Source organism: Magnetospirillum sp. LM-5, from assembly GCF_902729445.1.
Lineage (GTDB): Bacteria > Pseudomonadota > Alphaproteobacteria > Rhodospirillales > Magnetospirillaceae > Magnetospirillum.
In genome coordinates this window covers 26,425-50,000 of record NZ_CACVCE010000004.1, presented here as the reverse complement: position 1 = coordinate 50,000, position 23,576 = coordinate 26,425, and the positions used below count along the sequence as shown (strand labels likewise).

General features: G+C 65.9%; 23 protein-coding genes. 13 read left to right on the top strand and 10 right to left on the bottom strand.

Features of this window, described 5'->3' with window-relative positions:
* Positions 1–4 precede the first annotated feature (4 nt).
* The 7 genes from lipA to pdhA all read right to left on the bottom strand — a co-directional run bounded on the left by lipA (position 5) and on the right by pdhA (position 7,252).
* On the bottom strand, positions 5–946 hold the full coding sequence (gene lipA / locus MTBLM5_RS03210) for a lipoyl synthase (RefSeq protein ID WP_173974363.1): 942 nt from the start codon (positions 944–946) through the stop codon (positions 5–7).
* A 66-nt stretch (positions 947–1,012) separates the two neighbouring features.
* Positions 1,013–2,407, bottom strand: a complete 1,395-nt coding sequence (gene lpdA, locus MTBLM5_RS03205; protein WP_173974362.1) for a dihydrolipoyl dehydrogenase — start codon at positions 2,405–2,407, stop codon at positions 1,013–1,015.
* Positions 2,408–2,484: 77 nt separating this feature from the next.
* On the bottom strand, positions 2,485–2,955 hold the full coding sequence (locus MTBLM5_RS03200) for a hypothetical protein (RefSeq protein ID WP_254430885.1): 471 nt from the start codon (positions 2,953–2,955) through the stop codon (positions 2,485–2,487).
* 2 nt (positions 2,956–2,957) lie between these two features.
* On the bottom strand, positions 2,958–3,563 hold the full coding sequence (locus MTBLM5_RS03195; RefSeq protein WP_173974361.1) for a hypothetical protein: 606 nt from the start codon (positions 3,561–3,563) through the stop codon (positions 2,958–2,960).
* A 25-nt stretch (positions 3,564–3,588) separates the two neighbouring features.
* Positions 3,589–4,857, bottom strand: a complete 1,269-nt coding sequence (locus tag MTBLM5_RS03190) for a pyruvate dehydrogenase complex dihydrolipoamide acetyltransferase (protein ID WP_173974360.1) — start codon at positions 4,855–4,857, stop codon at positions 3,589–3,591.
* A 14-nt stretch (positions 4,858–4,871) separates the two neighbouring features.
* Positions 4,872–6,239: a pyruvate dehydrogenase complex E1 component subunit beta gene (locus MTBLM5_RS03185; protein WP_173974359.1), complete on the bottom strand. Its 1,368-nt coding sequence runs from the start codon at positions 6,237–6,239 to the stop codon at positions 4,872–4,874.
* An 11-nt stretch (positions 6,240–6,250) separates the two neighbouring features.
* Positions 6,251–7,252: a pyruvate dehydrogenase (acetyl-transferring) E1 component subunit alpha gene (gene pdhA / locus MTBLM5_RS03180; protein WP_173974358.1), complete on the bottom strand. Its 1,002-nt coding sequence runs from the start codon at positions 7,250–7,252 to the stop codon at positions 6,251–6,253.
* A 361-nt stretch (positions 7,253–7,613) separates the two neighbouring features.
* On the opposite strand from pdhA, the gene MTBLM5_RS03175 reads away from it, so the two are divergent.
* On the top strand, positions 7,614–9,287 hold the full coding sequence (locus MTBLM5_RS03175) for an ATP-binding protein (RefSeq protein WP_173974357.1): 1,674 nt from the start codon (positions 7,614–7,616) through the stop codon (positions 9,285–9,287).
* Between the two features lie 4 nt (positions 9,288–9,291).
* Positions 9,292–9,741 (top strand): response regulator, encoded by a 450-nt coding sequence (locus MTBLM5_RS03170; RefSeq protein ID WP_173974356.1) that lies wholly within the window; start codon positions 9,292–9,294, stop codon positions 9,739–9,741.
* A gap of 42 nt (positions 9,742–9,783) precedes the next feature.
* On the opposite strand, the gene MTBLM5_RS03165 is transcribed toward MTBLM5_RS03170, so the two are convergent.
* Entirely contained in the window at positions 9,784–11,289 is a 1,506-nt protein-coding gene (locus tag MTBLM5_RS03165) for a CYTH and CHAD domain-containing protein (RefSeq protein WP_173974355.1), read from the bottom strand.
* Between the two features lie 153 nt (positions 11,290–11,442).
* Between MTBLM5_RS03165 and MTBLM5_RS03160 the strand changes: the two genes are divergently transcribed.
* From MTBLM5_RS03160 to pobA, 11 genes are all read left to right on the top strand, one after another.
* Positions 11,443–12,816: an SPOR domain-containing protein gene (locus tag MTBLM5_RS03160; protein WP_173974354.1), complete on the top strand. Its 1,374-nt coding sequence runs from the start codon at positions 11,443–11,445 to the stop codon at positions 12,814–12,816.
* A 16-nt stretch (positions 12,817–12,832) separates the two neighbouring features.
* Positions 12,833–13,534: a glycosyltransferase gene (locus MTBLM5_RS03155; protein WP_173974353.1), complete on the top strand. Its 702-nt coding sequence runs from the start codon at positions 12,833–12,835 to the stop codon at positions 13,532–13,534.
* Positions 13,535–13,543: 9 nt separating this feature from the next.
* A complete protein-coding gene (locus MTBLM5_RS03150) occupies positions 13,544–14,431 on the top strand; it encodes a LysR family transcriptional regulator (protein ID WP_173974352.1) in 888 nt (295 codons plus the stop codon).
* Positions 14,432–14,538: 107 nt separating this feature from the next.
* Positions 14,539–15,627: a 4-oxalomesaconate tautomerase gene (locus MTBLM5_RS03145; RefSeq protein ID WP_173974351.1), complete on the top strand. Its 1,089-nt coding sequence runs from the start codon at positions 14,539–14,541 to the stop codon at positions 15,625–15,627.
* Entirely contained in the window at positions 15,627–16,547 is a 921-nt protein-coding gene (locus MTBLM5_RS03140) for a DUF1932 domain-containing protein (RefSeq protein WP_173974350.1), read from the top strand. The genes MTBLM5_RS03145 and MTBLM5_RS03140 overlap by 1 nt, the downstream gene beginning before the upstream one ends.
* Complete coding sequence (locus MTBLM5_RS03135) at positions 16,544–17,464, top strand: amidohydrolase family protein (RefSeq protein WP_173974349.1); 921 nt, start codon at positions 16,544–16,546, stop codon at positions 17,462–17,464. Before MTBLM5_RS03140 ends, MTBLM5_RS03135 begins: the two co-directional genes overlap by 4 nt.
* 5 nt (positions 17,465–17,469) lie before the next feature.
* Positions 17,470–18,429 (top strand): Gfo/Idh/MocA family oxidoreductase, encoded by a 960-nt coding sequence (locus MTBLM5_RS03130; protein ID WP_173974348.1) that lies wholly within the window; start codon positions 17,470–17,472, stop codon positions 18,427–18,429.
* 3 nt (positions 18,430–18,432) lie between these two features.
* On the top strand, positions 18,433–19,449 hold the full coding sequence (locus MTBLM5_RS03125) for an aldo/keto reductase (protein WP_173974347.1): 1,017 nt from the start codon (positions 18,433–18,435) through the stop codon (positions 19,447–19,449).
* Positions 19,442–19,795, top strand: a complete 354-nt coding sequence (locus MTBLM5_RS03120; RefSeq protein WP_173974346.1) for a protocatechuate 4,5-dioxygenase subunit alpha — start codon at positions 19,442–19,444, stop codon at positions 19,793–19,795. The genes MTBLM5_RS03125 and MTBLM5_RS03120 overlap by 8 nt, the downstream gene beginning before the upstream one ends.
* A 1-nt stretch (position 19,796) precedes the next feature.
* Complete coding sequence (locus MTBLM5_RS03115) at positions 19,797–20,636, top strand: class III extradiol dioxygenase family protein (RefSeq protein WP_173974345.1); 840 nt, start codon at positions 19,797–19,799, stop codon at positions 20,634–20,636.
* Positions 20,637–20,676: 40 nt separating this feature from the next.
* Complete coding sequence (gene pobA / locus MTBLM5_RS03110) at positions 20,677–21,852, top strand: 4-hydroxybenzoate 3-monooxygenase (RefSeq protein WP_173974344.1); 1,176 nt, start codon at positions 20,677–20,679, stop codon at positions 21,850–21,852.
* A 3-nt stretch (positions 21,853–21,855) separates the two neighbouring features.
* Here the strand turns inward: pobA and ligK are convergent, their stop codons facing one another.
* Together ligK and MTBLM5_RS03100 are read right to left on the bottom strand one after the other, a co-directional pair.
* A complete protein-coding gene (gene ligK / locus MTBLM5_RS03105; protein ID WP_173974343.1) occupies positions 21,856–22,539 on the bottom strand; it encodes a 4-carboxy-4-hydroxy-2-oxoadipate aldolase/oxaloacetate decarboxylase in 684 nt (227 codons plus the stop codon).
* A gap of 2 nt (positions 22,540–22,541) precedes the next feature.
* Positions 22,542–23,570, bottom strand: coding sequence for an amidohydrolase family protein (locus tag MTBLM5_RS03100; RefSeq protein ID WP_173974342.1), 1,029 nt, complete (start codon positions 23,568–23,570; stop codon positions 22,542–22,544).
* Positions 23,571–23,576: the final 6 nt, after the last annotated feature.

Below are 23,576 nucleotides of genomic sequence, written 5' to 3'. Positions count from 1 at the left end.
TCCCCTAGCCGGCATTCAAGGCGGCGCGGGCGGCCTTCAGTTCGGCGAAATCGCGGTCGGCATGGTGCGACGAGCGGGTCAGCGGCGAGGCCGACACCATCAAGAAGCCCTTGGAACGAGCCACCTTCTTGAAATCCTCGAACTCGTCGGGGGTGACGAAGCGATCGACGGCGACATGCTTCAAGGTCGGCTGCAGATACTGGCCGATGGTGATGAAATCGATGCCGGCCGAGCGCATGTCGTCCATCACCTGCAACACCTCGGCCCGGGTCTCGCCCAGGCCGACCATGATGCCGGACTTGGTGAAGCAGGCGGGCTCGACTTCCTTGACCCGCTGCAACAGACGCAGCGAATCGAAATAGCGCGCCCCCGGGCGGATGCCGGGATACAGGCGCGGCACCGTTTCCAGATTGTGGTTGAAGACGTCGGGCCGGGCGGCGGCGACGCGGTCGATGGCGCCCTTCTTGTCGCGGAAATCCGGCGTCAGCACCTCGACGGTGCAATCCGGGCTGGTGGCGCGGATGCGTTCGATGCAGGCGACGAACTGGCCGGCCCCGCCATCATCGAGATCGTCGCGATCGACCGAGGTGATCACCACATGCTTCAAGCCCATGGATCGCACGCTGTCGGCGACGTTGTCCGGCTCCAGCAGATCAAGGGCGCCCTTGGGGTTGCCGGTCTTGACGTTGCAGAAGGCGCAGGCCCGGGTGCAGGTATCGCCCAGGATCATGAAGGTGGCGTGGCGATGCTTCCAGCACTCGCCGATATTCGGGCAGGCCGCTTCCTCGCACACCGTATGGAGATTCTTGTCGCGCATCAGGCGGCGCACCTCGGCGGCCTCGGCCGAGGTCGGAGCCTTGACGCGAATCCACTCGGGCTTTCGAGGCGACGGGTTATCCGGCTTACGGGCCTTTTCCGGGTGACGGAGAACGGGTTTGTCGGTCATGGTTTGGGTATGGTCCAGCTTAGGGGGAGTGGTCAAGGAAATCTCGCCCCCCTCCCCCTTAACCGGTCAGATATGGATCGCCCGACCGTAAGCGTCCAGGACCGCCTCGTGCATCATTTCCGACAGGGTCGGATGCGGGAAGACGGTGTGCATCAGCTCGGCCTCGGTGGTTTCCAGGGTCTTGGCGATGGTGTAGCCCTGGATCATCTCGGTGACCTCGGCGCCGATCATGTGGGCGCCCAAAAGCTCGCCGGTCTTGGCGTCGAACACCGTCTTGATCATGCCCTCGGTCTCGCCCAAGGCAATCGCCTTGCCGTTGCCGATGAACGGGAAGCGGCCGACCTTGACCTGATACCCCTTGTCCTTGGCCTTCTTCTCGGTCATGCCGACGCTGGCCACCTGCGGATGGCAATAGGTGCAGCCGGGAATCTTCATCACTTCCAGCGGATGCACGTCCTTCAGGCCGGCGATCCTTTCGATGCAGATCACCGCCTCGTGGCTGGCCTTGTGGGCCAGCCATGGCGGCGCGGTCAGGTCGCCGATGGCGTAAACGCCCGGCTCGTCGGTGGCGCACCACTGGTCGGTGACCACGTGGCCCTTCTCGACTTTGATCCTGGTGCCTTCCAGGCCGATATTCTCGATATTGGCGACGATGCCGACGGCCGAGATCACCCGGTCGACGACGATGTCTTCAAGCTTGCCGGCGGCTTCGACCTGCACCGTCACCGTGCCCGCGGCCTTCTTCACCCCCTTGACGGTGGCCGATGTCAGGATGCGCATGCCCTGCTTCTCGAAGGATTTGCGGGCAAGCGCGGAAATTTCCTCGTCTTCCACCGGCAGCACGCGGTCCATCATCTCGACTACCGTGACCTCGGACCCCAGCGCGTTGAAGAAGCTGGCGAACTCGATGCCGATGGCGCCCGAGCCGATGACCAGCAGCCGCTTGGGCATGGTCTGGGGCACCAGGGCTTCCTTGTAGGTCCACACCGATTGCTGGTCGGGTTCCAGGCCCGGCAGCACGCGGGCGCGGGCGCCGGTGGCCAGGATGATGTGCTTGGCCGAAAGCGTGGCCGGATTGGCGCCCTCGACGGCGACCTTGCCCTTACCCGCCAGCTTGCCGTGGCCGTCGAAGACGGTGACCTTGTTCTTCTTCAACAGGCCCTTGACGCCGGCATTCAACTGCTTCGACACGCCGCGCGAGCGGGCCACGATCTTGGCCAGGTCGAACGAGGCGCCGGGCGCGGCCAGACCATAGGATTCGGCGTGCTTCATGGTGCGGAAGATGTCGGCCGAGCGCAGCAAGGCCTTGGTCGGGATGCAACCCCAATTGAGGCAGATGCCGCCCAGATGCTCGCGCTCGACCAGGCCGGTCTTCATCCCCAGCTGGGCAGCGCGGATCGCCGCCACATAGCCGCCGGGACCGCCGCCGATCACCACCACGTCGAAGCTGTTGTCAGACATTGATGCCTCCGAGAAAACCTAATCCATTGTGCGCGGAAAAGTACACCGAGCAAAGCGAGGGACTTTTTCACGAGCACCTATTCCTTGGAACCGGGGAAGAAGGCGACCAGGCGGCCGTCCACGTCCAGATCGTGCAGGTCGCCCAAGCGCCACAGATGCAGGCCCATCATCTCGCGAAAGGCCCCCAGCATCTGGTAGAAGCGATAGGACGGCATGGAAAAGCGCCGGCCGGACTTCTTGTCCCAGGCCTCGGCCAGATCCAGGTATTTGCGGCACGCCGCCTTCATCGCCAGCAGGTCGTCGGCGCCCAGGGCGTCGGCCGGCAGCATCTCGCCGGTTTCGCCGATCAGGCGCCTGAGATCCGAAATGGCGCGGTAGCAGCGTTCCTGCTCCTCGGCCAGCAGCATCTGTTCGCCGAACAGGGCGCTGCCGCCGATCATGTCGATCAGGCCGGCGACCAATTGGCTTTCGGCCGCCGAGGGATGGCTTTCAGGCAGGGCCGGCATGGCGGCCAACGGACGGTCGAGGTCGCGGACACGAAATCGCATGCTCAGGCCTCCTCCGCCAGGGGCCGCCAGGCCTGGTCCATGTCGAACATCAAATCGTGGTCGGCGACGTATCGCCACAGGAAGGCGGAAAAGTCGCCCTGGAACTCGGCCTCGATGAAGGCCTCCATGGCGGCGGCCTTGGCCTGGTACACCGGCATCAGGTCGAAGCACCAATCGGGACCCCGGCGGCTGGCGCGCAGCGTGGTGCCGTCATCTTCGCCGGCGACGACGCGGCGAACCAAACGATTGCCGTCCTCGTCCAGGCCGTGATGCTCGCCGATGGCCGATTCGTCCAGCAAAGCGTCGAGATAGGGAAAAGCGGTGAAGGCCATCAGGAACAGGCCGGCCGGCGGGGCGTCGGCCAGCGAGGCCGGCTCGGGCATGCCGCGCAGGCGGGTGACGAAGAACCGGGTCAAGGGATCGCGCGCCGACAAGGCCGCACGATCGTCGTCGGCGTAGATGCGGGCCAGTTCCGCCCCCCATTGCAGGCAACCGCCGAACAACAGGCGCTCGGCCGCGTGCATGCGACCGCCGGCCATATGTTCCTTCAGGGTCTCGAAACCCTGACGGATGCCCGGCATGATGCGAGCCACCTCGTCCTTGTCCATGTCGATGCTCCTCCCCCCTTCTGACCTAAAGCAGCATCGACAGCGGATCCTCGATCAGCTTCTTGAAGGCGGCCAGGAACTCGGCGCCGACCGCCCCGTCGATGACCCGGTGATCGACCGACAGCGTGCAGGTCATCACCGTGGCGATGGCCAGGGCACCGGCCTTGACCACCGGGCGCTGCAGGCCGGCGCCGACCGCCAGGATGGCGCCCTGCGGCGGGTTGATGATGGCGGCGAAATCCTTCACCCCGTACATGCCCAGGTTCGAGATGGTGAAGCCGCCACCCTGGAATTCCTCGGGCTTCAGCTTGTTGTCCTTGGCCTTGCCGGCCAGTTCCTTCATCTCGGCCGAAATCGAGGCCAGGCCCTTGTGGTCGGCATGGCGGATGATCGGGGTGATCAGGCCGGCCGGCGTGGCCACCGCCACCGAAACATCGACATCGGTATAGCGCTTGATCGCGTCCTCGCCCCAACTGGCGTTGGCGGCGGGCACCTTCTTCAAGGCCAGGGCGACGGCGCGGATGACGAAATCGTTGACCGACAGTTTGTAGGCATCGGACCGGCCATTCAGTTCGGACCGGACCTTCAACAGGGCGTCCAGCTCGCAATCGATCGACAGATAGAAATGCGGGATGGTCGCCTTGGCCTCGGTCAGGCGCCGGGCGATGACCTTGCGCATGGTCGAGTTGGGGATTTCCTCGAAGGCCGGCTCGAACGGATTGGCGGCGGCCGGCACGGGCGCCGGCTTGGGCGCGGCGGCGGCGGGAGCAGAGGCAGCGACCGGCGCGGGCTTGGCTGTGCCCCCCGCCTTGGCCTTCTCGACGTCGGCCTTGACGATGCGGCCATAAGGCCCAGAGCCCGCGACCGCCTTCAGGTCGATGCCGGCATCGGCGGCGATGCGCTTGGCCAGCGGGCTGGCGAACACGCGCGGTCCGGAATGGGCGGCGGCGGCGACGGGCGCGGCAGCGGCCGGAGCGGCGGCGGTCGGGACGGCAGCGGCCGGAGCGGCGGCGGCTTTCGGCGCGCCGGCCTTGATGTCGGCGGCACTTTCGCCTTCGGCCAGGATGACGCCGATCAGCGTGTTGACGGCAACGCCCGAGGTGCCGGCGGGCACCACGATCTTGCCCAGCACGCCCTCGTCGACGGCCTCGAACTCCATGGTGGCCTTGTCGGTTTCGATCTCGGCCAAAACGTCGCCGGACTTGACGGCATCGCCTTCCGCCTTCAGCCAGCGGGCCAGGGTGCCTTCGGTCATGGTCGGCGACAGCGCCGGCATCAGGATTTCGATGGGCATGAGTGCCGTCCCCCTTAAGCGTAGCAGACCTTGCGGGCAGCGTCGGCGACGCCTTCCACGGTCGGCAGATACATCCGTTCCAGATTGGCGGCATAGGGCATCGGCACATCGGCGCCGCACACCCGCACCACCGGCGCATCCAGCCAGTCGAAGCAATGCTCCATCATCAGCGCGGCGATTTCCGAGCCGATGCCGGCATAGGCCCAGCCTTCCTCGACGCTGACGATGCGGTTGGTCTTCTGGACCGAGGCGACGATGGTGCCGATGTCGATGGGGCGCAAGCTGCGCAGGTTGATCACCTCGGCCTCGATGCCGTCCTTTTCCAGCAGGGCGGCGGCTTCCAGGGCGACGCCGACCATGCGCGAATAGGTGACGATGGTGACGCGGTCGCCGCTGCGCTCGATCTTGGCCTTGCCGATCGGAAGGATGAAATCCGGGTCGTCGGGCACGTCGAAGCTTTGGCCGTACAGGATCTCGTTTTCCAGCACCACCACCGGGTTGGGATCACGGATGGCGGCCTTCAACAGGCCCTTGGCGTCGGCGGCCGACCACGGCGCCACCACCTTGAGGCCCGGGCAATGGGCGTACCACGAGGCGAAGTCCTGGCTGTGCTGGGCGCCCACCCTTGACGCCGCGCCGTTGGGGCCGCGGAACACGATGGAACAGGGCTGCTGGCCGCCGGACATGTAAAGGGTCTTGGCGGCGGAATTGATGACGTGGTCGATGGCCTGCATCGAGAAGTTCATGGTCATGAACTCGACGATCGGCTTCAGCCCGGCGAAACCGGCACCGACCGCAAGGCCGGCGAAGCCCATCTCGGTGATCGGGGTGTCGATGACGCGCTTGCCCCCGAACTCGTCCAGAAGCCCTTGGCTGACCTTGTAGGCGCCCTGATACTGGGCGACTTCCTCGCCCAGCAGGAACACCTGCTCGTCACGGCGCATTTCCTCGGCCATGGCGTCGCGCAAGGCTTCGCGCACGGTTTGGCGGGTGAACTTGTCATAGACCTTCTCGCCCTCGGCCGGCTTGGGCGGCACCGCCGGCATGCAGGACGGCACCGGACCGGAATGGGGCACCGGCACGCAGGACGGGCCGGCATTCTCCATCACCTTGTCCATGGCGGCGGCGACATCGGTCTCGCCCTCTTCCAACAGAATGGCGATGGGGGTGTTGACCGCCACGCCCTCGGTACCGGCCGGCACCAGGATGCGGCCGATGCGCCCCTCGTCCACCGCTTCCATTTCCATGGTCGCCTTGTCGGTCTCGATCTCGGCCATGACGTCGCCGGACTTGACCACGTCGCCTTCGTTCTTCAACCAACGGGCCAGCTTGCCCTCGGTCATGGTCGGCGACAGCGCCGGCATCAGGATTTCGATAGCCATCGTCGTTCCCCCTAGGCTTCGATCAACACGTCGGTCCACAGCTCGCTCGCATCGGGCTCGGGGCTCGATTGCGCGAACTCGGCCGCTTCGGTGACGATGGCCTTGACCTCGCGGTCCAGCTCTTTCAGCGTCGCCTCGTCGGTCATGCCGGCGGCCAGCATCTTGGCCTTCAGCGTGTCGATGGGGTCGTGCTGCTCGCGCATCTTGGTCACCTCCTCCTTGGTCCGGTACTTGGCCGGATCGGACATCGAGTGACCGCGATAGCGGTAGGTCTTCATTTCCAGGATATAGGGACCCTCGCCCGAGCGGGCATGGTCCAGGGCGCGCAGCGCGGCTTCGTGCACCGCCTCGACGCTCATGCCATCCACCGCCTCGCCGGGGATGCCATAGGCGCTTCCGCGCTTGAACAGCTCGGTGCCGGCGGCGTGGCGCTCGGACGAGGTGCCCATGGCGTACTTGTTGTTCTCGATGACATAGACCACCGGCAGCTTCCACAGGGCGGCCATGTTGAAGCTTTCATAGACCTGGCCCTGGTTCAGCGCGCCATCGCCCAGATAGACGTGGCAGACGCCGTTGTCGCCGGAATATTTGTGGGCGAAGCCCAGGCCGGTGCCGATCGGCACCTGGGCGCCGACGATGCCGTGGCCGCCATAGAAGCGCTTCTCGCGGCTGAACATGTGCATCGAGCCGCCCTTGCCGCGCGAATAGCCGCCCGAGCGCCCGGTCAGCTCGGCCATCACCCCCTTGGGGTCCATGCCGCAGACCAGCATCTGGCCGTGATCGCGATAGGACGTGATTACCGAATCGGTGTCGCCGGCCGCCGATTGCATGCCGACCACCACCGCTTCCTGGCCGATATAGAGATGGCAGAAGCCGCCGATCAGACCCATGCCGTAAAGCTGGCCGGCCTTTTCCTCGAAGCGGCGAATCAGCAGCATGTCGCGGTACCAGCGGTTCAGCTGAGCCGCACTCGGCTCCGCCCCCTTGGCCTTGCGTTTCGCGGGTGTAGCCATGTGTCCTCCCTACCGGTCAACCGAGCTGATTTTTCAAGATGGGTAAATGATGCTCACCTATTTTGCAAGAACTATCGCATGCGATTTTTCTTGTTTTGCAATGCAGTATGGCGCATTAACCAATATTCGGTTACCTTGATCCCCCCATCACTTCGGGTAGCCCATGGGTGGTGCAGTGCAGCATCGCCGCCCGCGACCGCCATAGCTCCCATATCGGGTGGTGCCGGTTGAATTGAAAGGGCCGACTTTCGGGCTTTTCGCCCTTCCCCCCTATGCTATAGTCGCGGCGGGGGTGGTGGGTCGCTCCGTCTGGCGACGGGCTTTTTCAGGAATAACGCACCGACATGCACGGACCGTGGTGATGACCCGTACCTGGATCGCACAGCGCCTTTTCATTCCGCTGTTCGGCGTGATCCTGCTGGCGCTTCTGTGGCTGACCATTTTGGCCCAGGACCGCCGGGCCGAGGCGCTCAACACCGCCACCTTCCTGCTTGAGCTGACCAATTATTCCCGCCTGCTGGAATCCCACACCCACAGCATCATTCGCGGCTTGGATCAGGTGGTCACCCACATGAAGGCCGAGTACGAGGACAACCCCACCGGGTTCGACCTGAAGGCGATGGTGGCCCGCAGCCCGATCCTGGCGGGATTGTCGGTCCAGGTGGGAATCATTGGGTCCGACGGCTTCTTGATGGTCTCGACCGCACCGATATCCGGCCGGGTCCATCTGGGCGACCGGGAACATTTCGCCATCCATCAAGGCCAGGACGATGGCCGTTTGTTCGTCAGCAAGCCGGTGCTGGGCCGCGCCTCGGGCAAATGGTCGATCCAGCTGACGCGGCGGCTGAACCAGCCGGACGGCACCTTCGCCGGGGTGATGGTGGTGTCGCTGTCGCCCGACTACATCACCGACATCTACCGCCAGATCGATCTGGGCCGTGACGCCGCCATCGTGGTGGTCGGCCGTGACGGCGTCCAGCGGGCCCGCGCCGCCGGCGACGACCGCACGCCGGGCCAATCCATCGCCGACACCCCCTATTTCGCCAAGCTGTGGGACCAGCGCGAAGGCATCGTCGAGGGCGCCATCGCCTCGGACGGGGTGGCCCATATCGGCGCCTTCCGCCAGATGGTCGATTTCCCGCTGGCGGTGATCGTCAGCCGCCCCCAGATCACCATGGCCGAGGTCCATGCCAACGAACACGCGCTGTTCCTGGCCACCGGCATCGGCGGGTCGGTGCTGCTGCTGGCCGGGTCGGCGCTGCTGATGATGCTGGCGCTGCGCCAGCAATCGACCGAGGCCAACCTGCGCCAGCGCGAGAGAGAATTGATCGCGGCGCGCAACGACCTCGAGCGGCGCAATCGCGACATGGAACAATTCACCGAGGTCCTGGCCCACCATCTGCAAGAGCCGGTGCGTCTGCAGATGGCCTTTGCCGCCCGCCTGCAGAAAATGCTGGACCTGTCAGGAAACACCGAGGCGTCCAAGGCCCTGGGCCATGTGGTCAATGGCGCCACCCGCCTGCGCGCGCTGTTGCGCGACGTCCAGCTTTACCTGGCGGTCGGCATGCTGCCGCCGGCCCATTCTCCCGCCGATTGCGAGATGGCGCTGAATTCCAGCCTGGTCCGACTGAATCAGGTTCTGGCCGCCGCCGGCGCAGAGGTTCGCCGCACGCCCCTGCCCCCCGCCATCATCGACCAGAACCGCCTGGTCGACATATTCTGCGCCCTGGTCGAGAACGCCGCCACCCATCACCATCCCGACCAGGCCCCCCTCATCGAGGTCTCGGCCCGCCAAGAAGACGGCATGGCGATCTTTTCGGTATCGGATAGCGGCCCCGGCATCCCCGAGGAGTTCCGCGAGCGGGTGTTCAGGGTGTTCGAACGCCTGAATCCCGAGAACGGCAAGGCGGGGACCGGCATCGGACTTCCCTTGGTCAAGAAGATCGTCGAGGCGGCCGGGGGGCGGGTGTGGATAGAATCCTCGGCCAGCGGCGGCGCCTGCGTGCGCTTCGCCCTGCCGGTGCGATCGGAGTAGACGCATGCAAAGCAACAGTGATTCCCGTTTCAACATCCTGATCGTCGATGACGAGCCGGGAGACGTCGATCTGGTCCGGCTGGCGCTGGCCGAGGGACGGTTCCTGTGCCACACGATGGTCGCCATCAACGGCAAGGAGGCGATGGCGGTCCTGCGCCGGGAAGCGCCGCGTTTCACCGACGCCCCCACCCCGGACCTGGTCCTGTTGGATCTGAACATGCCGCAGATGAACGGCCGCGAGGTGCTGCGGGCGATGAAGGAGGATCCGCTTCTCGCCAATATTCCGGTGGTGGTGCTGACCACCTCGGATGTCGAGCGCGATATCGTTGCGTCCTACGACCTGGGGGCCTCGGGCTATATCGCCAAGCCGGTCGATATGGACCAGTTGTTCCGCGCCATTCATTCGGTCGAGGAATATTGGTTCTCGGCCGTGCGGCGCCCGCCGCGCAATTGAACGAATCCCCGCGGCGCCCGCCGCGCAATTGAACGAATCCCCCTACCGCCAGAACGGATCCAGCTTGCGCAGGCGGCGCCATGCCGCCTCGGCCTCGGACAGCAAGATCGGTCGGCGTGATTCGTGCCAGCCGGCGATCAGGCCGGCGGCCCAGGCGGCACGCCCGCTTTGATGGGCGGCGCACAGGCGCGGCACCGCCACCGCGATGTCGTTCAACTCCCCCAGATGATCCTGCAGCTCGGACAATGCCGACAGGAAGACTTGGGTGGACGGCACAGCGAACAACGAGGCCAGGAAATCGCCGCCATAGCGCAGTTGCTTGCCCAGGATGCGAACCTGATGGCGCTGCTCGGCCGACAAATCCAGCAAAGAGCGCCCGGCCGCCTTGGCCAGACGTTTCAACCGCTTGTTCAGCGTGCGCCGGGCGAAGGCCACCACCCGTTCGCCTTCGGACCCGGACCAGTCCAACGTCTCGATCCAATGGCCCAGGCGCAGCAGCAGCATGGTGTAGCGCGGATCGGCCACCGCTTCGCAGGCGGCCTTGAAGTCGCGGTCGCGCGCCTCGCGCCAGTGGCGCTCGACCTGGGCCAGGCTGCGCTCGGCCGGATGGTCGGCGATCACCGGCCCCAGGATTTCCGACAAGAACACGTCACCGTCGCGGGCCGGCCCCAGCACACCCAGCAGCCAGCGCATCTCGGCCACCAGCGGTTCGGGGCAGGCCGCCGGCAGGGCCGACCGGAACACCTTGAGGGCCGAGCGCAGGCGGCGCAGCGCCACCCGCATCTGGTGAATCGCCTCGGGATCGCGGGAGTCCAGCAGGGCCGGCCGATTGGCCAGCAATTGGTGCAGGCAACTGCGCGCGATGGTCATGAAGGCCTGGCCGACCGATTGCTTGCCCTTCAAGACGATCGCCTTGGCCTTGACCGGACCCGGCACGCGGCCTTCCGCCAGGGCATGGCCGCGATCGGACTTGGTCAGCGTGGTCAGCCCCACCGGCACATGCTGGGCGATCTGCAGGGCGGCGGCGAACAGATGGCCGGGGCTGCCCTTGATCAGCTCCAGCTCGATCTCATTGATCGGCTGGCTGTGCTCGCCGGCCACCACCCTGCCGTGGTCCAGGGCCAGCTCGGCTTGCCAGTCGTCGCCGCCGACCCGGCACAGGCGACGACGGATGTCGGTGCGAAACAAGGCGGTCAGGCGGTCTTCCAGGCCCGGTTCGGCCAAGGCGGCCAGGCCGGCCTCGGCCGCCAGGTCCAGGCGCGGGCGGTCGCCCTCGATGGCGGTTTCCCACTCGGGCCGGTGGAACAACCCGCCGGCCGCCACCCCCGCCCCCTTGACGGTCTGAATGCGGGCGTCGCCGACCTTGCGGACCCGCAAGCCGATGCCGGCCGCCGCCAGGGTGCGCTCGGGCGTGTCGAAATAGGTGGTGACCTGATGGATCGACCGCATCGGCCCCGCCGGCGCGCCCAGTTTGGACCGTAGCCGCGCCACCCGCGCCAGATCGTCGGCTGCGACGACCAACTTGAGCTCGATCTCCCCGCTGCTCATGCCCCCCTCCGGCCGATGCCATTAAGGAAGTATGAACCGCTTCCGGTCATTCTTGCCAATGACATTATCGGTTGGCGGCACTTGAACGATCCCAAAATCGCAGGCAAGGTCGCCCACATTCGCGTCTCGTGTTCGCGGTTTCGGGGGCAACGCATGAGCACCCTTTCTGGTTTGGGTCGGTCCACCGCCATGGCGGTCGTCGTGCTGGCGTTCGCCGCCTGCGCCCCGTTCGTCGATCCGCAAGGCGCCAACAACACCATGGGCGGAATTGCCAATTCCGGCGCGGCCGACCGGGCCATGAGCGCGCTGACCAGGGGCGATTACGTCACCGCCGAGCGCCAGGCGATGGTGGCTCTGCACTACAATCCCAAGGACGCGACCGCCCTGGTGGTCGCCGGCATGGCCTATCAGGGCATGGGGCGCTATGACCTGGCCCGCCAGTATTACGAGGTGATCATCACCACCCAGACCCCCGGTTCGATCATGGCGCCCGGCGACGGCGGCGTGGTGATGCCGCGCTCGATCATCGACGTGGCGCGCGCCAACATGGCGCTGATCGACAAGATCACCGGCCGCCACATCCCGCGCAGCGCCGCCGAATCCGGCCGCGCGCCCGGTGCTTCGGCCATCGGCGGGCCGCCCTTGCCGTCGATGGACGGCGCCCAGGCCCTGTATCCCGGCGCGCCGCGCCCGATGGTGTCGGCCGGCGGCATGGACCCGATCGGCCAGACCGGCATGCCGATCCGGGTGTCGGACGCCGAAACCAACGTGGCCGGCCGCTTCCGCATCCTGAAGCGCCTGCTGGACGACGGCCTGATCACCGCCGACGAATTCGCCCGCCGCCGCGCCGCCAATGCCGGCGCGTTGCTGCCCTATACCCTGCAGCCGGGCGCCGCTGGCCTCGAGCGGCCGATTCCGTCGGAAGACGCCGTCGCCACCCGCCTGCGCGACCTGACGGCGACGCTGGAGACCCGGGCCATCACCCCGGCCCAGCACTCCGCCGAACGCACGGTGATCCTGGACGCCCTGCTGCCCGACAAGCCCAAGCGGCTGGACAACCCGCCCCTGCCGCCGCGCGACATGCTGGAGGCCGGCCAGGCGGTCGGCCGACTGGAACGGCTGCGCGCCGCCGGCCTGATCACCGCCGACGAGGCCCAGAAAGAGCGCGCCGCCATCGAGCGCAATTACGAAACGGTGATCGGCGCCCATTCGGTGGCCGGCACCGCCAGCGGCGCCCGCCCGGCCCCGGCCCAGGGCACCGCCACCAACGGGGCGGCCAAGAATTGGGGCATCAACCTCGCCGCGGCCAAGTCGGAAGAGGACGCCCAGGCGGTGTGGGAACGCATCAAGGCCAAGTTCCCCGAGGAACTGGGCAAGATGAGCGCCGGCTATCGCAACGTCGCCGCCGCCGGCAAGCCGGCCCGCTGGCGAGTGGTCGCAGGCCCGGTGGCCAACAAGGCCGCCGCCGCCAAATTGTGCAAGACCTTGAAGCTGCATCGCCAATCCTGCGATCCGGCCAATTATTGACCAGGAAGATGCCGCCATGGATCAGACGATTCTACCGCTTCGGGTCTTCATCGGCTTCGATCCGGCCGAAACGGTAGCCTTCAACGTCCTGGCCCATTCGATCCTGACCCGGGCCAGCCGGCCGGTATCCATTACCCCGGTGGCGTTGAAGCAATTGGGCCAGCTGATGACCCGGGCCAGGAACCCGCTGCAATCGACCGAGTTTTCCTTCTCGCGCTTCCTGACCCCCTATTTGTCCGGCTATCAGGGCTGGTCGCTGTTCATCGATTGCGACATGCTGGTGCAAGACGACATCGCCCGATTGTTCGCCCTGGCCGACGATCGCTTCGCGGTGCAGGTGATCAAGCACCAGCATCATCCGGTCGAGGACGTCAAGTTCCTGGGCGCGGTGCAGACCAAGTACGAGAAGAAGAACTGGTCCAGCGTCATGCTGTTCAACAATGCCCGCTGCACCACACTGACACCCGACTATGTCAACACGGCCAGCGGCTTGGAACTGCACCAGTTCAAGTGGCTGGAAGATGACGGTCTGATCGGCGAGATTCCCCATCGCTGGGGCCATCTGGTGGATTACGACCCGGACGTGCCGGCCGATCAGATCTCGCTGCTGCACTACACCATCGGCGGCCCCTATTTCAACGAGTACCGGACCTGCGGCTATGCCGATCTGTGGTTCGCCGAACGCGAGGCGATGCTGGCCTGCAGCCAGATCGCCTGAGCGCCGGGCATGAACCTGCGTCAGCTCGAATATTTCGTCCGCGTCGCCGAGCTGGGCAGCTTTTCCAAGGCCGCCATGGTGCTGGACATCGCCCAGCCGGCACTGTCCCGCCAGGTCCGCCTGCTGGAAACCGACCTGCGGGTGGCGCTGTTGACCCGCAACGGCCGCGGCGTCGCCCTGACCGAGGCCGGGCGGCGATTGTTCGAACATTCGGTCGGCATCCTGCAATCGGTCGAGCGCGCCGCCGAGGACCTGGAATCGGCCCGCGACGAGCCGGCCGGGCGCATCGTCATCGGCCTGCCGCCCAGTGTCGGGCGGCGCCTGACCCTGCCGCTGGTCGAGGCCTTTCGCCGCACCCTGCCCAAGGCCCGCCCGGCCATCGTCGAGGGGCTGTCGACCCATGTCACCGAATGGATCGCCGGCGGCCGCGTCGATGTCGGCCTGGTCCACAATCCCGAGCCCAGCCCGGCCATCGAGGTGTCGCCCCTGATGGACGAGCCCTTGGGCCTGGTGGTGCCGGCCGGCGATTATCCGCCGACCCTGCTGTGGTCGGAACTGGGGTCGATCCCGCTGATCCTGCCCGAACGCTCGCACGCCATGCGCCGCCTGTTGGAGACCCAGGCCGCCCTGGCCGGGGTGCGCCTGAAGGTGGTGATGGAAGTGTCGTCGATCCCGTCGATCCTGGATCTGGTGGCCGCCGGTTACGGCAGCGCCGTGCTGACCCAGACCGCCCTGGTGGCGTGGCGCCGCTCGGGCAGCTTCAGCCTGCGCCGTCTGATCGAGCCGGCGGTGACCAGCACCTTGTTCCTGGCGGTTTCGGCGCACAAGCCGATCACCCCCCTGGGCCGGCGGGCCATGGCGCTGTTGCGCGATTTGGTCCGCACCGAAATGGGCTGAAAACGCCCAAGCCATAACAATTTGCTATAGCTAAAAGTGACGCCCGGGCCTTGGTCCGGGCGTTGGATTTTGTCACCATGACACGGTCGATGCCTGGGAGAGATTGAATGCAGACCCCGATCCCTTGTCACTTCATGCGCGGCGGCACCTCGCGCGGGCCTTTCTTCCTGGAAAGCGACCTGCCGGCGGATGTCACCTTGCGCGACAAGGTGCTGCTGGCGGTGATGGGCAGCCCGCACGCCCGCCAGATCGACGGGTTGGGCGGCGGCCATCCGCTGACCAGCAAGGTCGGCATCGTCCGGCCAAGCACCCGCCCGGGGGTCGATCTGGATTTCCTGTTCGCCCAGTTGCAGCCCGACAAGGACAGTGTCGACACCACCCCCAATTGCGGCAACATGCTGGCCGCCGTCGTGCCCTTTGCCTTGGAGCGCGGCATCGTCACGCCGCAAGGCGACACCACCACGCTTCGCGTCTTGACGCTGAATACCGACATGCAGTGCGACATCACGGTGCGCACCCCGAACGGCCGCGTCGCCTATGACGGCGACGCCCGCATCGACGGCGTGCCCGGCACCTCGGCCCCGATCGCCATCAATTTCCTTGATACCGCCGGTTCGGTCTGTTCGGGCCTGCTGCCGACCGGCCGGGTCAAGGACAGCATCGACGGACTGGACGTCACCTGCATCGACAACGGCATGCCGATGGTGCTGTTCAGGGCCGCCGACATGGGCCGCACCGGCGCCGAAAGCGTCGAGGCGATGAATGCCGACACCGAATTGAAGGCCCGGATCGAGGCGCTTCGCCTGAAGGCCGGCCTGTTGATGGGCCTGGGCGACGTCGGGCCGAAGAACTACCCGAAAATGTGCCTGATCGCCCCGCCGACGGCCGGCGGCGCGGTGGCGACACGCTGTTTCATTCCCCATGTCTGTCATGACGCCATCGGCGTGCTGGCCGCCGTCACGGTGGCCACCGCTTGCGTGCTGGACGGCAGCGTCGCCGACGGCATCGCCGTGGTGCCGGCCGGCTCGGTCAAGACCGTCGCCGTCGAGCATCCGACCGGCGAATTCAGTGTCGAGCTGGAACTGGACCCGGTCGATCGGCAAAAGGTGCTGCGCGCAGCACTTCTGCGCACCGCGCGCCTGTTGATGAAGGGCGAGGTGATGATTCCCACCGCGATCTGGGACGGGAGACGGTGATGGACAGGGACATCCGCACCATCGGCCTGATCGGTTATGGCGAGGTCGCCCGCATCCTGGCCGAGGATCTGCGGGCGCGAAAGATCGCCATCTTCGCCCACGACATCAAGCAGGCCGGCCCGTCCAAGGCCGAACTGGCCGAGCATGCCGCCCGCTTCGGGGTGGAGCTGGTCGCCGACCACGCCGCCCTGGCGGCCCGATCCGATCTGATCATCTCGGCGGTGACCGCCTCGCAATCGGTGTCGGCGGCCAGGGCCGCGGTGCCGGGCATCGGCGCCGGCACCTGGTTCCTGGATTTCAATTCGGCCTCGCCCAAGGCCAAGATCGAGACGGCCGAGTTGGTCAACGGGGTCGGCGGCCGCTTCGTCGAGGGTGCGGTGATGACCTCGGTGCCGCCGACCCGCATCCAGGTGCCGCTGCTGCTGGGCGGCCCCGACGCCGCCGCGTTGGAACCCCGCCTCAACGCCTTGGGCTTTGCCGCCACGGTGGCGTCGGACCAACTGGGGGTGGCTTCGGCCACCAAGATGTGCCGCTCGGTGATGATCAAGGGCCTGGAAGCCATGGTGATCGAAAGCTTCACCGCCGCCAGGGCCTATGGCGTCGAGGATCAGGTGATCGCCTCGCTGGTCGAGACCTTCCCCGGCATGGAATGGGAAAAGCTGGGCAGCTACTTCTTCCAGCGGGTGATCCAGCACGGCCGCCGCCGCGCCGAGGAAATGCGCGAATCCGCCCGCACCGTCAGCGAGATGGGCTTGGCCCCCTTATCGGCCGCCGGCACCGCCGAGCGTCAGGCGCAGATGGCCGACCTGGCCGACCAGGGATTGTTCGGGCAACGCGGCACGCCCGGCTTCGCCAAATCCTGCGACTGGCGCACCGAGGCCGACCGCATCATCGCCATGCTGAAGGATCAAGCCCAGTGAGCCGTTTCGAAAAGACCCCGGGCTGGTTGGATTGGTACCAAGGCCCCTCTTCCCCCAAGTTCCGCCTGCCGGCCGGCGCGGTGGATGCCCATTGCCACGTCTTCGGCCCCGGCGAGCGCTTTCCCTTCGCGCCCGAGCGCAAATACACCCCGTGCGACGCCTCGAAGGACCAATTGTTCGCCCTTCGCGACCGTCTGGGCTTTGCCCGCAACGTGGTGGTCCAGGCCACCTGCCACGGCGCCGACAATTCCGCCTTGGTCGATGCGCTGGTCCATTCGGGCGGCAAGGCGCGCGGAATCGCCACCGTCCGGCGCACCGTCACCGACCAGGACCTGCAGGCGATGCACGAAGCCGGCGTGCGCGGCGTGCGCTTCAATTTCGTCCGCCGTCTGGTCGATTTCACCCCCAAGGACGAGTTGATGGAGATCGCCGCCCGCATCGCCCCCCTGGGCTGGCACGTGGTGATCTATTTCGAGGCGGCCGACCTGCCCGAACTGTGGGACTTCTTCACCGCCCTGCCGACCGAATTGGTGGTCGATCATATGGGCCGGCCCGACGTCGCCAAGCCGGTCGACGGCCCCGAATTCGAACTGTTCGTCAAATTCATGCGCGAGCATGCCAATGTCTGGAGCAAGGTCAGCTGCCCCGAGCGCCTGTCGCTGTCCGGCCCCCCGGCCCTGGACGGCCAGCAGGCGGCCTATCGCGACGTGGTCCCCTTCGCGCGGCGGATCGTCGAAACCTTCCCCGATCGCGTTCTGTGGGGCACCGACTGGCCGCATCCCAACCTGAAGGATCACATGCCCGATGACGGGCTTCTGGTCGATTTCATCCCCCACATCGCACCGACCGCCGAATTGCAGAAGAAGCTGCTGGTCGACAACCCCATGCGGCTTTATTGGCCCCAAGAAAGGATCTGACCCCGATGAGCAAGCCCGTCAACATCGCCCTGGTCGGGGCCGGCGCCTTCGGCATCAAGCATCTCGACGCCCTGAAGGCCATCGATGGCGTTCGCGTGGTGTCGCTGGCCAGCCGGCCCGAGGACAAGCCGGAAGAGGTGGCGGCCAAGTACGGCATTGGTCATGTCGCCCATGATCTGGCCGATTGCCTGGCCCGGCCCGAGGTGGACGCGGTGATCCTGACCACGCCGACGCCGCTGCACGCCGCGCAGGGCATGGCCTGCCTGAAGGCCGGCAAGCATGTGATGATCGAGATTCCGCTGGCCGACAGCCTGGCCGACGCCGAAGCGGTGGTCGCCCTGCAACAGCAGACCGGCCTGGTCGCCATGTGCGGCCATACCCGGCGCTTCAATCCCAGCCATCAATGGGTCCACAACAAGATCAAGGCCGGCCAGTTCACCATCCAGCAGATGGATGTGCAGACCTATTTCTTCCGCCGGACCAACATCAACGCCCTGGGCCAGCCGCGCTGCTGGACCGACCATCTGCTGTGGCACCACGCCGCCCACACCGTCGATCTGTTCGCCTATCAGGCCGGCGGCGCCATCGTCGCCGCCAACGCCATGCAAGGCCCGATCCATCCGACCCTGGGCATCGCCATGGATATGTCGATCCAGTTGAAAGCCAGCACCGGCGCCATCTGCACCCTGTCCTTGTCCTTCAACAATGACGGCCCGCTGGGGACTTTCTTTCGCTATATCGGCGACAGCGGCACCTATATCGCCCGCTATGACGATCTGGTGGACGGCAAGGAACAGGCCATCGACGTCTCGACGGTCGACGTGTCGATGAACGGCATCGAGCTGCAGGACCGCGAATTCGTCGCCGCCATCCGCGAGGGCCGCGAGCCCAACGCCTCGGTGGGCAAGGTGCTGCCCTGCTACCAGACGCTGCACGCCCTGGAACAGCAATTGAACGGGCGCTAGACCATGCGCATCCGTCGCGCCATAGGCCCCTTCGACGTCGCCGGCCTGTCGCTGGGCTGCATGAATCTCAGCCACGCCTATGGCACGCCGCCCGACCGGGCGACCGCCGAACGGGTGCTGCTGACCGCCCTGGACCGGGGCGTCGATTTCTTCGACACCGCGGCGCTGTACGGCTTCGGGGCCAACGAATCCCTGGTCGGGCCGATCCTGAAGCCCTACCGCGACCGTATCGTGCTGGCCAGCAAGTGCGGCATGACCGGGGTGGACGGCAAGCGGGTCATCGACGGCCGCCCCGAGACCATCAAACGCACCTGCGACGAGGCCCTGGCCCGCCTGGGGACCGAGGTGATCGACCTTTACTACCTGCACCGCCTGGACAAGCAGGTCCCGATCGAGGACAGCACCGGCGCCCTGGCCGATCTGGTGACCGCCGGCAAGATCAGGACCATCGGCCTGTCGGAAGTGTCGGCCGCCACCATCCGCCGTGCCCATAGCGTCCATCCGGTGACGGCGGTGCAAAGCGAATATTCGCTGTGGACCCGCAACCCGGAAATCGCCGTGCTGGAAACCTGTCGCGAGCTGGGCGCGGCCCTGGTCGCCTTCAGCCCGCTGGCGCGCGGCTTCCTGACCGGCACCCTGACCGATCCGGCCCGTCAGTTGGAAGACAAGGATATCCGCCGCCAGATGCCCCGCTTCGACGAAGCGCATTACCGCAAGAATCTGGACCTGTTGCCGGGCTTCTTCGCCATCGCGGCTGAAATCGGCTGCACGCCGGCGCAATTGGCCCTGGCCTGGGTGCTGTCCAAGGGCGACCACATCGTCGCGTTGTTCGGCACCAAATCAACCGGCCACCTGGAAGAAAACCTGGGTGCCGACGCCGTCGCCCTGCCCGCCGATATCACCCGGCGGCTGGACCAACTCATCAACCCATCCACCGTGTCAGGGGCCAGATACAACCCCGCCACCCAGAGCGAAATCGACACGGAAGAATTCGATACAGGAGGAAACCACCGTGGCTAGCAAGACCAAACGTGTCATCCCCGGCACGACCATCTTCGACGGCGACATGGCCCGCAAGGGCTATGCCCTGAACAAGATGTGCTATTCGTTCAATTCCGAGGAAAACCGCCAGGAATTCCTGGCCGACCCCGCCGCCTATTGCGACAAGTTCGCCCTGAACCACCAACAGAAAAAGGCCGTCTTGTCGCTGCAGGTCTTGGACATGCTGGCGGCCGGCGGCAACGCCTATTTCATCGCCAAGCTGGGCGGCATCTACAAGCTGGACATGCAAGATGTCGGCGCCCAGCAGACCGGCGTCACCAAGGAAGAATTCATGGCCAAGCTGGTCGAAGCGGGGAGAAACTGACATGGCCAAGATCGTCGGCGGCATCTGCACCACCCATGTCCCCTATATCGGACGCGCCATCGCCAAGAATCTTCACCAGGACCCCTATTGGAAGCCTTTCTTCGACGGCTTCCCGCCGATCCACGCCTGGCTGGACAAGGTCAAGCCGGACGTCGCGGTGGTGGTCTATAACGACCATGGCCTGAACTTCTTCCTCGACAAGATGCCGACCTTCTCGATCGGCGCCGCGCCCGAATACCACCATGCCGACGAGGGCTGGGGCATTCCCACCACCGGCTCGTTCATGGGTGACCAGGACCTGTCGTGGCACATGATCGACAGCCTGATCGAGGACGAGTTCGACCTGACCACCTGTCAGGAAATGCTGGTCGATCACGCCTTCACCATCCCCATCGACCTGTTGCTGCCCAACCGCCAGGCCGGCTCGATCCGCACCGTTCCGGTGTGCCAGAACACCGTGCAGTTCCCGCTGCCGTCGGCGAAGCGGTGCCTGGCCTTCGGTCGGGCCATCAGGAAGGCCATCGAATCGTGGGATTCGGATGCCCGGGTGGTGGTGCTGGGCACCGGCGGCCTGTCGCATCAGCTGGACGGCGAACGGGCCGGCTTCATCAACAAGACGTTCGACCTGGAATTCATGGACAAGCTGGTCACCGACCCCGACTGGGTCAGCCAATATTCCATCCCCGACATCGTCGAGCTGACCGGCACGCAAGGTGTCGAGCTGCTGAACTGGGTCACCTGCCGCGGCGCCCTGGGCGACAAGGTTGGTGTGGTCCACCGCAACTACCACATCCCCATCTCGAACACCGCCGCCGGAACGCTGGCGATGGAAAGCCTGTAGACGCCTTCGACACAACGGGGGGGCCGGACGGAGACGAGAGATGAAAGTTCAAGTCGCCATTATCGGAGCCGGCCCCTCCGGCTTGATTCTCGGGCAGTTGCTGGCGAAAGCCGGCATCGATGCCATCATCCTCGAGGCCCATACCGGCGAGTATGTTCTGGGCCGCATCCGCGCCGGTGTGCTGGAACAGGTGTGCGTCGACCTGCTGGACGAAGCAGGCGTCGGCGCGCGCATGCATGCCCAAGGCCTGCCCCATCACGGCATCGAGCTGCTGGTCGAGGGAAAGCGCCACCGCATCGACCTGCACGGCCTGACCGGCGGCAAGCAGGTGATGGTCTATGGCCAGACCGAGCTGACCCGCGACCTGATGGACGCGCGCAAGGCGGCCGGCCTGACGACGGTCTACGAAGCCAAGGAGGTGGCCATCAGCGGCTTCGACGGCGATCACCCCACCGTCAGCTATGTGAAGGACGGAATCCGCCACGACATTCACTGCGATTTCATCGCCGGCTGCGACGGCTTCCACGGCGTGTGCCGGGCTTCGGTGCCGAAGGATTCCATCCGGCTTTTCGAGCGGATCTATCCATTCGGCTGGCTGGGCCTGTTGTCCGACACGCCGCCGGTCTGCGACGAGCTGATCTATGCCAAGCACCCGCGCGGCTTCGCCCTGTGCTCGATGCGATCGCGGACGCGGTCGCGCTATTATCTGCAGGTGCCACTGTCGGACAAGGTCGACGACTGGTCGGATCAACGCTTCTGGGACGAATTACGCCTGCGCCTGGACGCAGAGGCCCGGCAGTCGCTGGTCACCGGCCCGGCCCTGGAAAAAAGCATCGCCCCGTTGCGCAGCTTCGTCGCCGAGCCGATGCGCTTCGGCCGGCTGTTCCTGGCCGGCGACGCCGCCCATATCGTGCCGCCGACCGGGGCCAAGGGCCTGAACCTGGCGGCGTCGGACGTGCGCTTTCTGGGCCACGCCTTGATCGAGTATTACGGCGGCAGTTCGCACGGGATCGACCGCTATTCCGAACGAGCCCTGCGCCGCGTGTGGAAAGCCGAGCGTTTTTCCTGGTGGATGACCAACCTGTTGCACGTGTTCCCCGACACCCTGCCCTTCGAGCAACGGGCATTGGAAGCCGAGCTGGATTACGTCCTGCATTCCCACGCCGGCCGCACCACCCTGGCCGAGAACTATGTCGGATTGCCGTTCGAGGAGTGAGGCTCAGTCGATATATTTCAGCCCCGCCTTGGCCAGGGCGCCGCGCATGTCATACATGTCCAGCCCCAGTTCGCCGGCAGCCAGGCGGGCGCGCTTCGACGCCTCGTTGGCCTCGCGCGCGGCGGCCGCTTCCGCTGCTTGGGCAGCCACTGCAGCCGGAACCACCACCACGCCGTCATCGTCGGCGGCCACCACGTCGCCGGGATTGACCAATGCCCCGGCGCAGACGACGGGGATGTTGACGCTGCCCAAGGTCGCCTTGATGGTGCCCTTGGCGCTGATGCATTTGGAAAAGACCGGGAATCCCATCTCGGTCAGGTCGCGCACGTCGCGCACGCCGGCATCGATCACCAGACCCACCGCGCCGCGGGCCCGAAACGAGGTGGCCAGCAGGTCGCCGAAGAAGCCGTCGGTGCATTCGGCGGAAATCGCCGCCACCACCACGTCGCCGGGCTGTATCTGCTCGGCCGCCACATGCATCATCCAATTGTCGCCGGGATGCAGCAAGACCGTGACCGCGGTGCCGCAAAGCCGGGCGCCCGGATAGATCGGCCGCATAGTGGGCTTCATCAGCCCGACCCGGCCCATGGCCTCGTGGATGGTGGCGATTCCGAAGCCGGCCAGCTTTTCCACCGCCGCCCGGTCGGCGCGGTCGATATTGCGCTTCACGATTCCCAGATTGTTCATGGTCACTTTCCCTTAGCCTTCAGCGCCCGGTCCAGGCGGGGATAGACGCGGCGCGCGTTGCCCTCATAGACCTTGTAACGGTCCTCGGCCGACAGGTTCAGCGTCGCCTCGATATAGCGCTTGGTGTCGTCGTAATAATGCCCGGTCTCGGGGTCGATGCCGCGCACCGCCCCGATCATCTCGGACGCGAACAAGATGTTGTCCACCGGGATGACCTTGGTCAGCAGGTCGATGCCCGGCTGATGGTAGACGCAGGTGTCGAAGAAGATGTTGTGGAGCAGATGCTCGCGTAAGAGAGGCTTCTTCAGCTCCTGCGCCAGGCCCCGGAAGCGGCCCCAATGATAGGGCACCGCCCCGCCGCCATGGGGGATGATGAACTTCAAGGTCGGGAAGTCCTTGAACAGGTCGCTGGTCAGGCACTGCATGAAGGCGGTGGTGTCGGCGTTCAGGTAATGCGCCCCGGTGGTGTGGAAACAGGCATTGCACGAGGTCGAGACGTGGACCATGGCCGGCAGCTCGTATTCGACCATCGCCTCGTAGATCGGGTACCAATGGCGGTCGGACAAGGGCGGCGAGGTCCAATGTCCGCCCGACGGGTCGGGATTGAGGTTGATGGCGACGAAGCCGTATTCCTTGACGCACTTCTCGATCTCGGGGATGCAGGTCTTGGGATCGATTCCCGGCGATTGCGGCAGCATCGCCGCCCCGATGAAATTGTCGGGGAACAGCCCCGCCACCCGGGCGCACAGCTCGTTGCAGATGGCGGCCCAGGTCGAGCTGGTGGCGAAATCACCGATATGGTGGGCCATGAAGCTGGCCCGGGGCGAGAACACCGTCAGGTCCGACCCGCGTTCCTTCATCTTGGCCAACTGGTTGGTCTCGATGCTTTCGCGCAATTCGTCGTCGCTGATGGCCAGCTCGGACACTTTCGGGGCCTGGCTTGGGTCCTTCAGGCCGGCGATCTGGCGGTTGCGCCAATCCTCCAACGCCTTGGGTGCCGTGGTGTAGTGCCCGTGGATATCGATGATCATGATGGT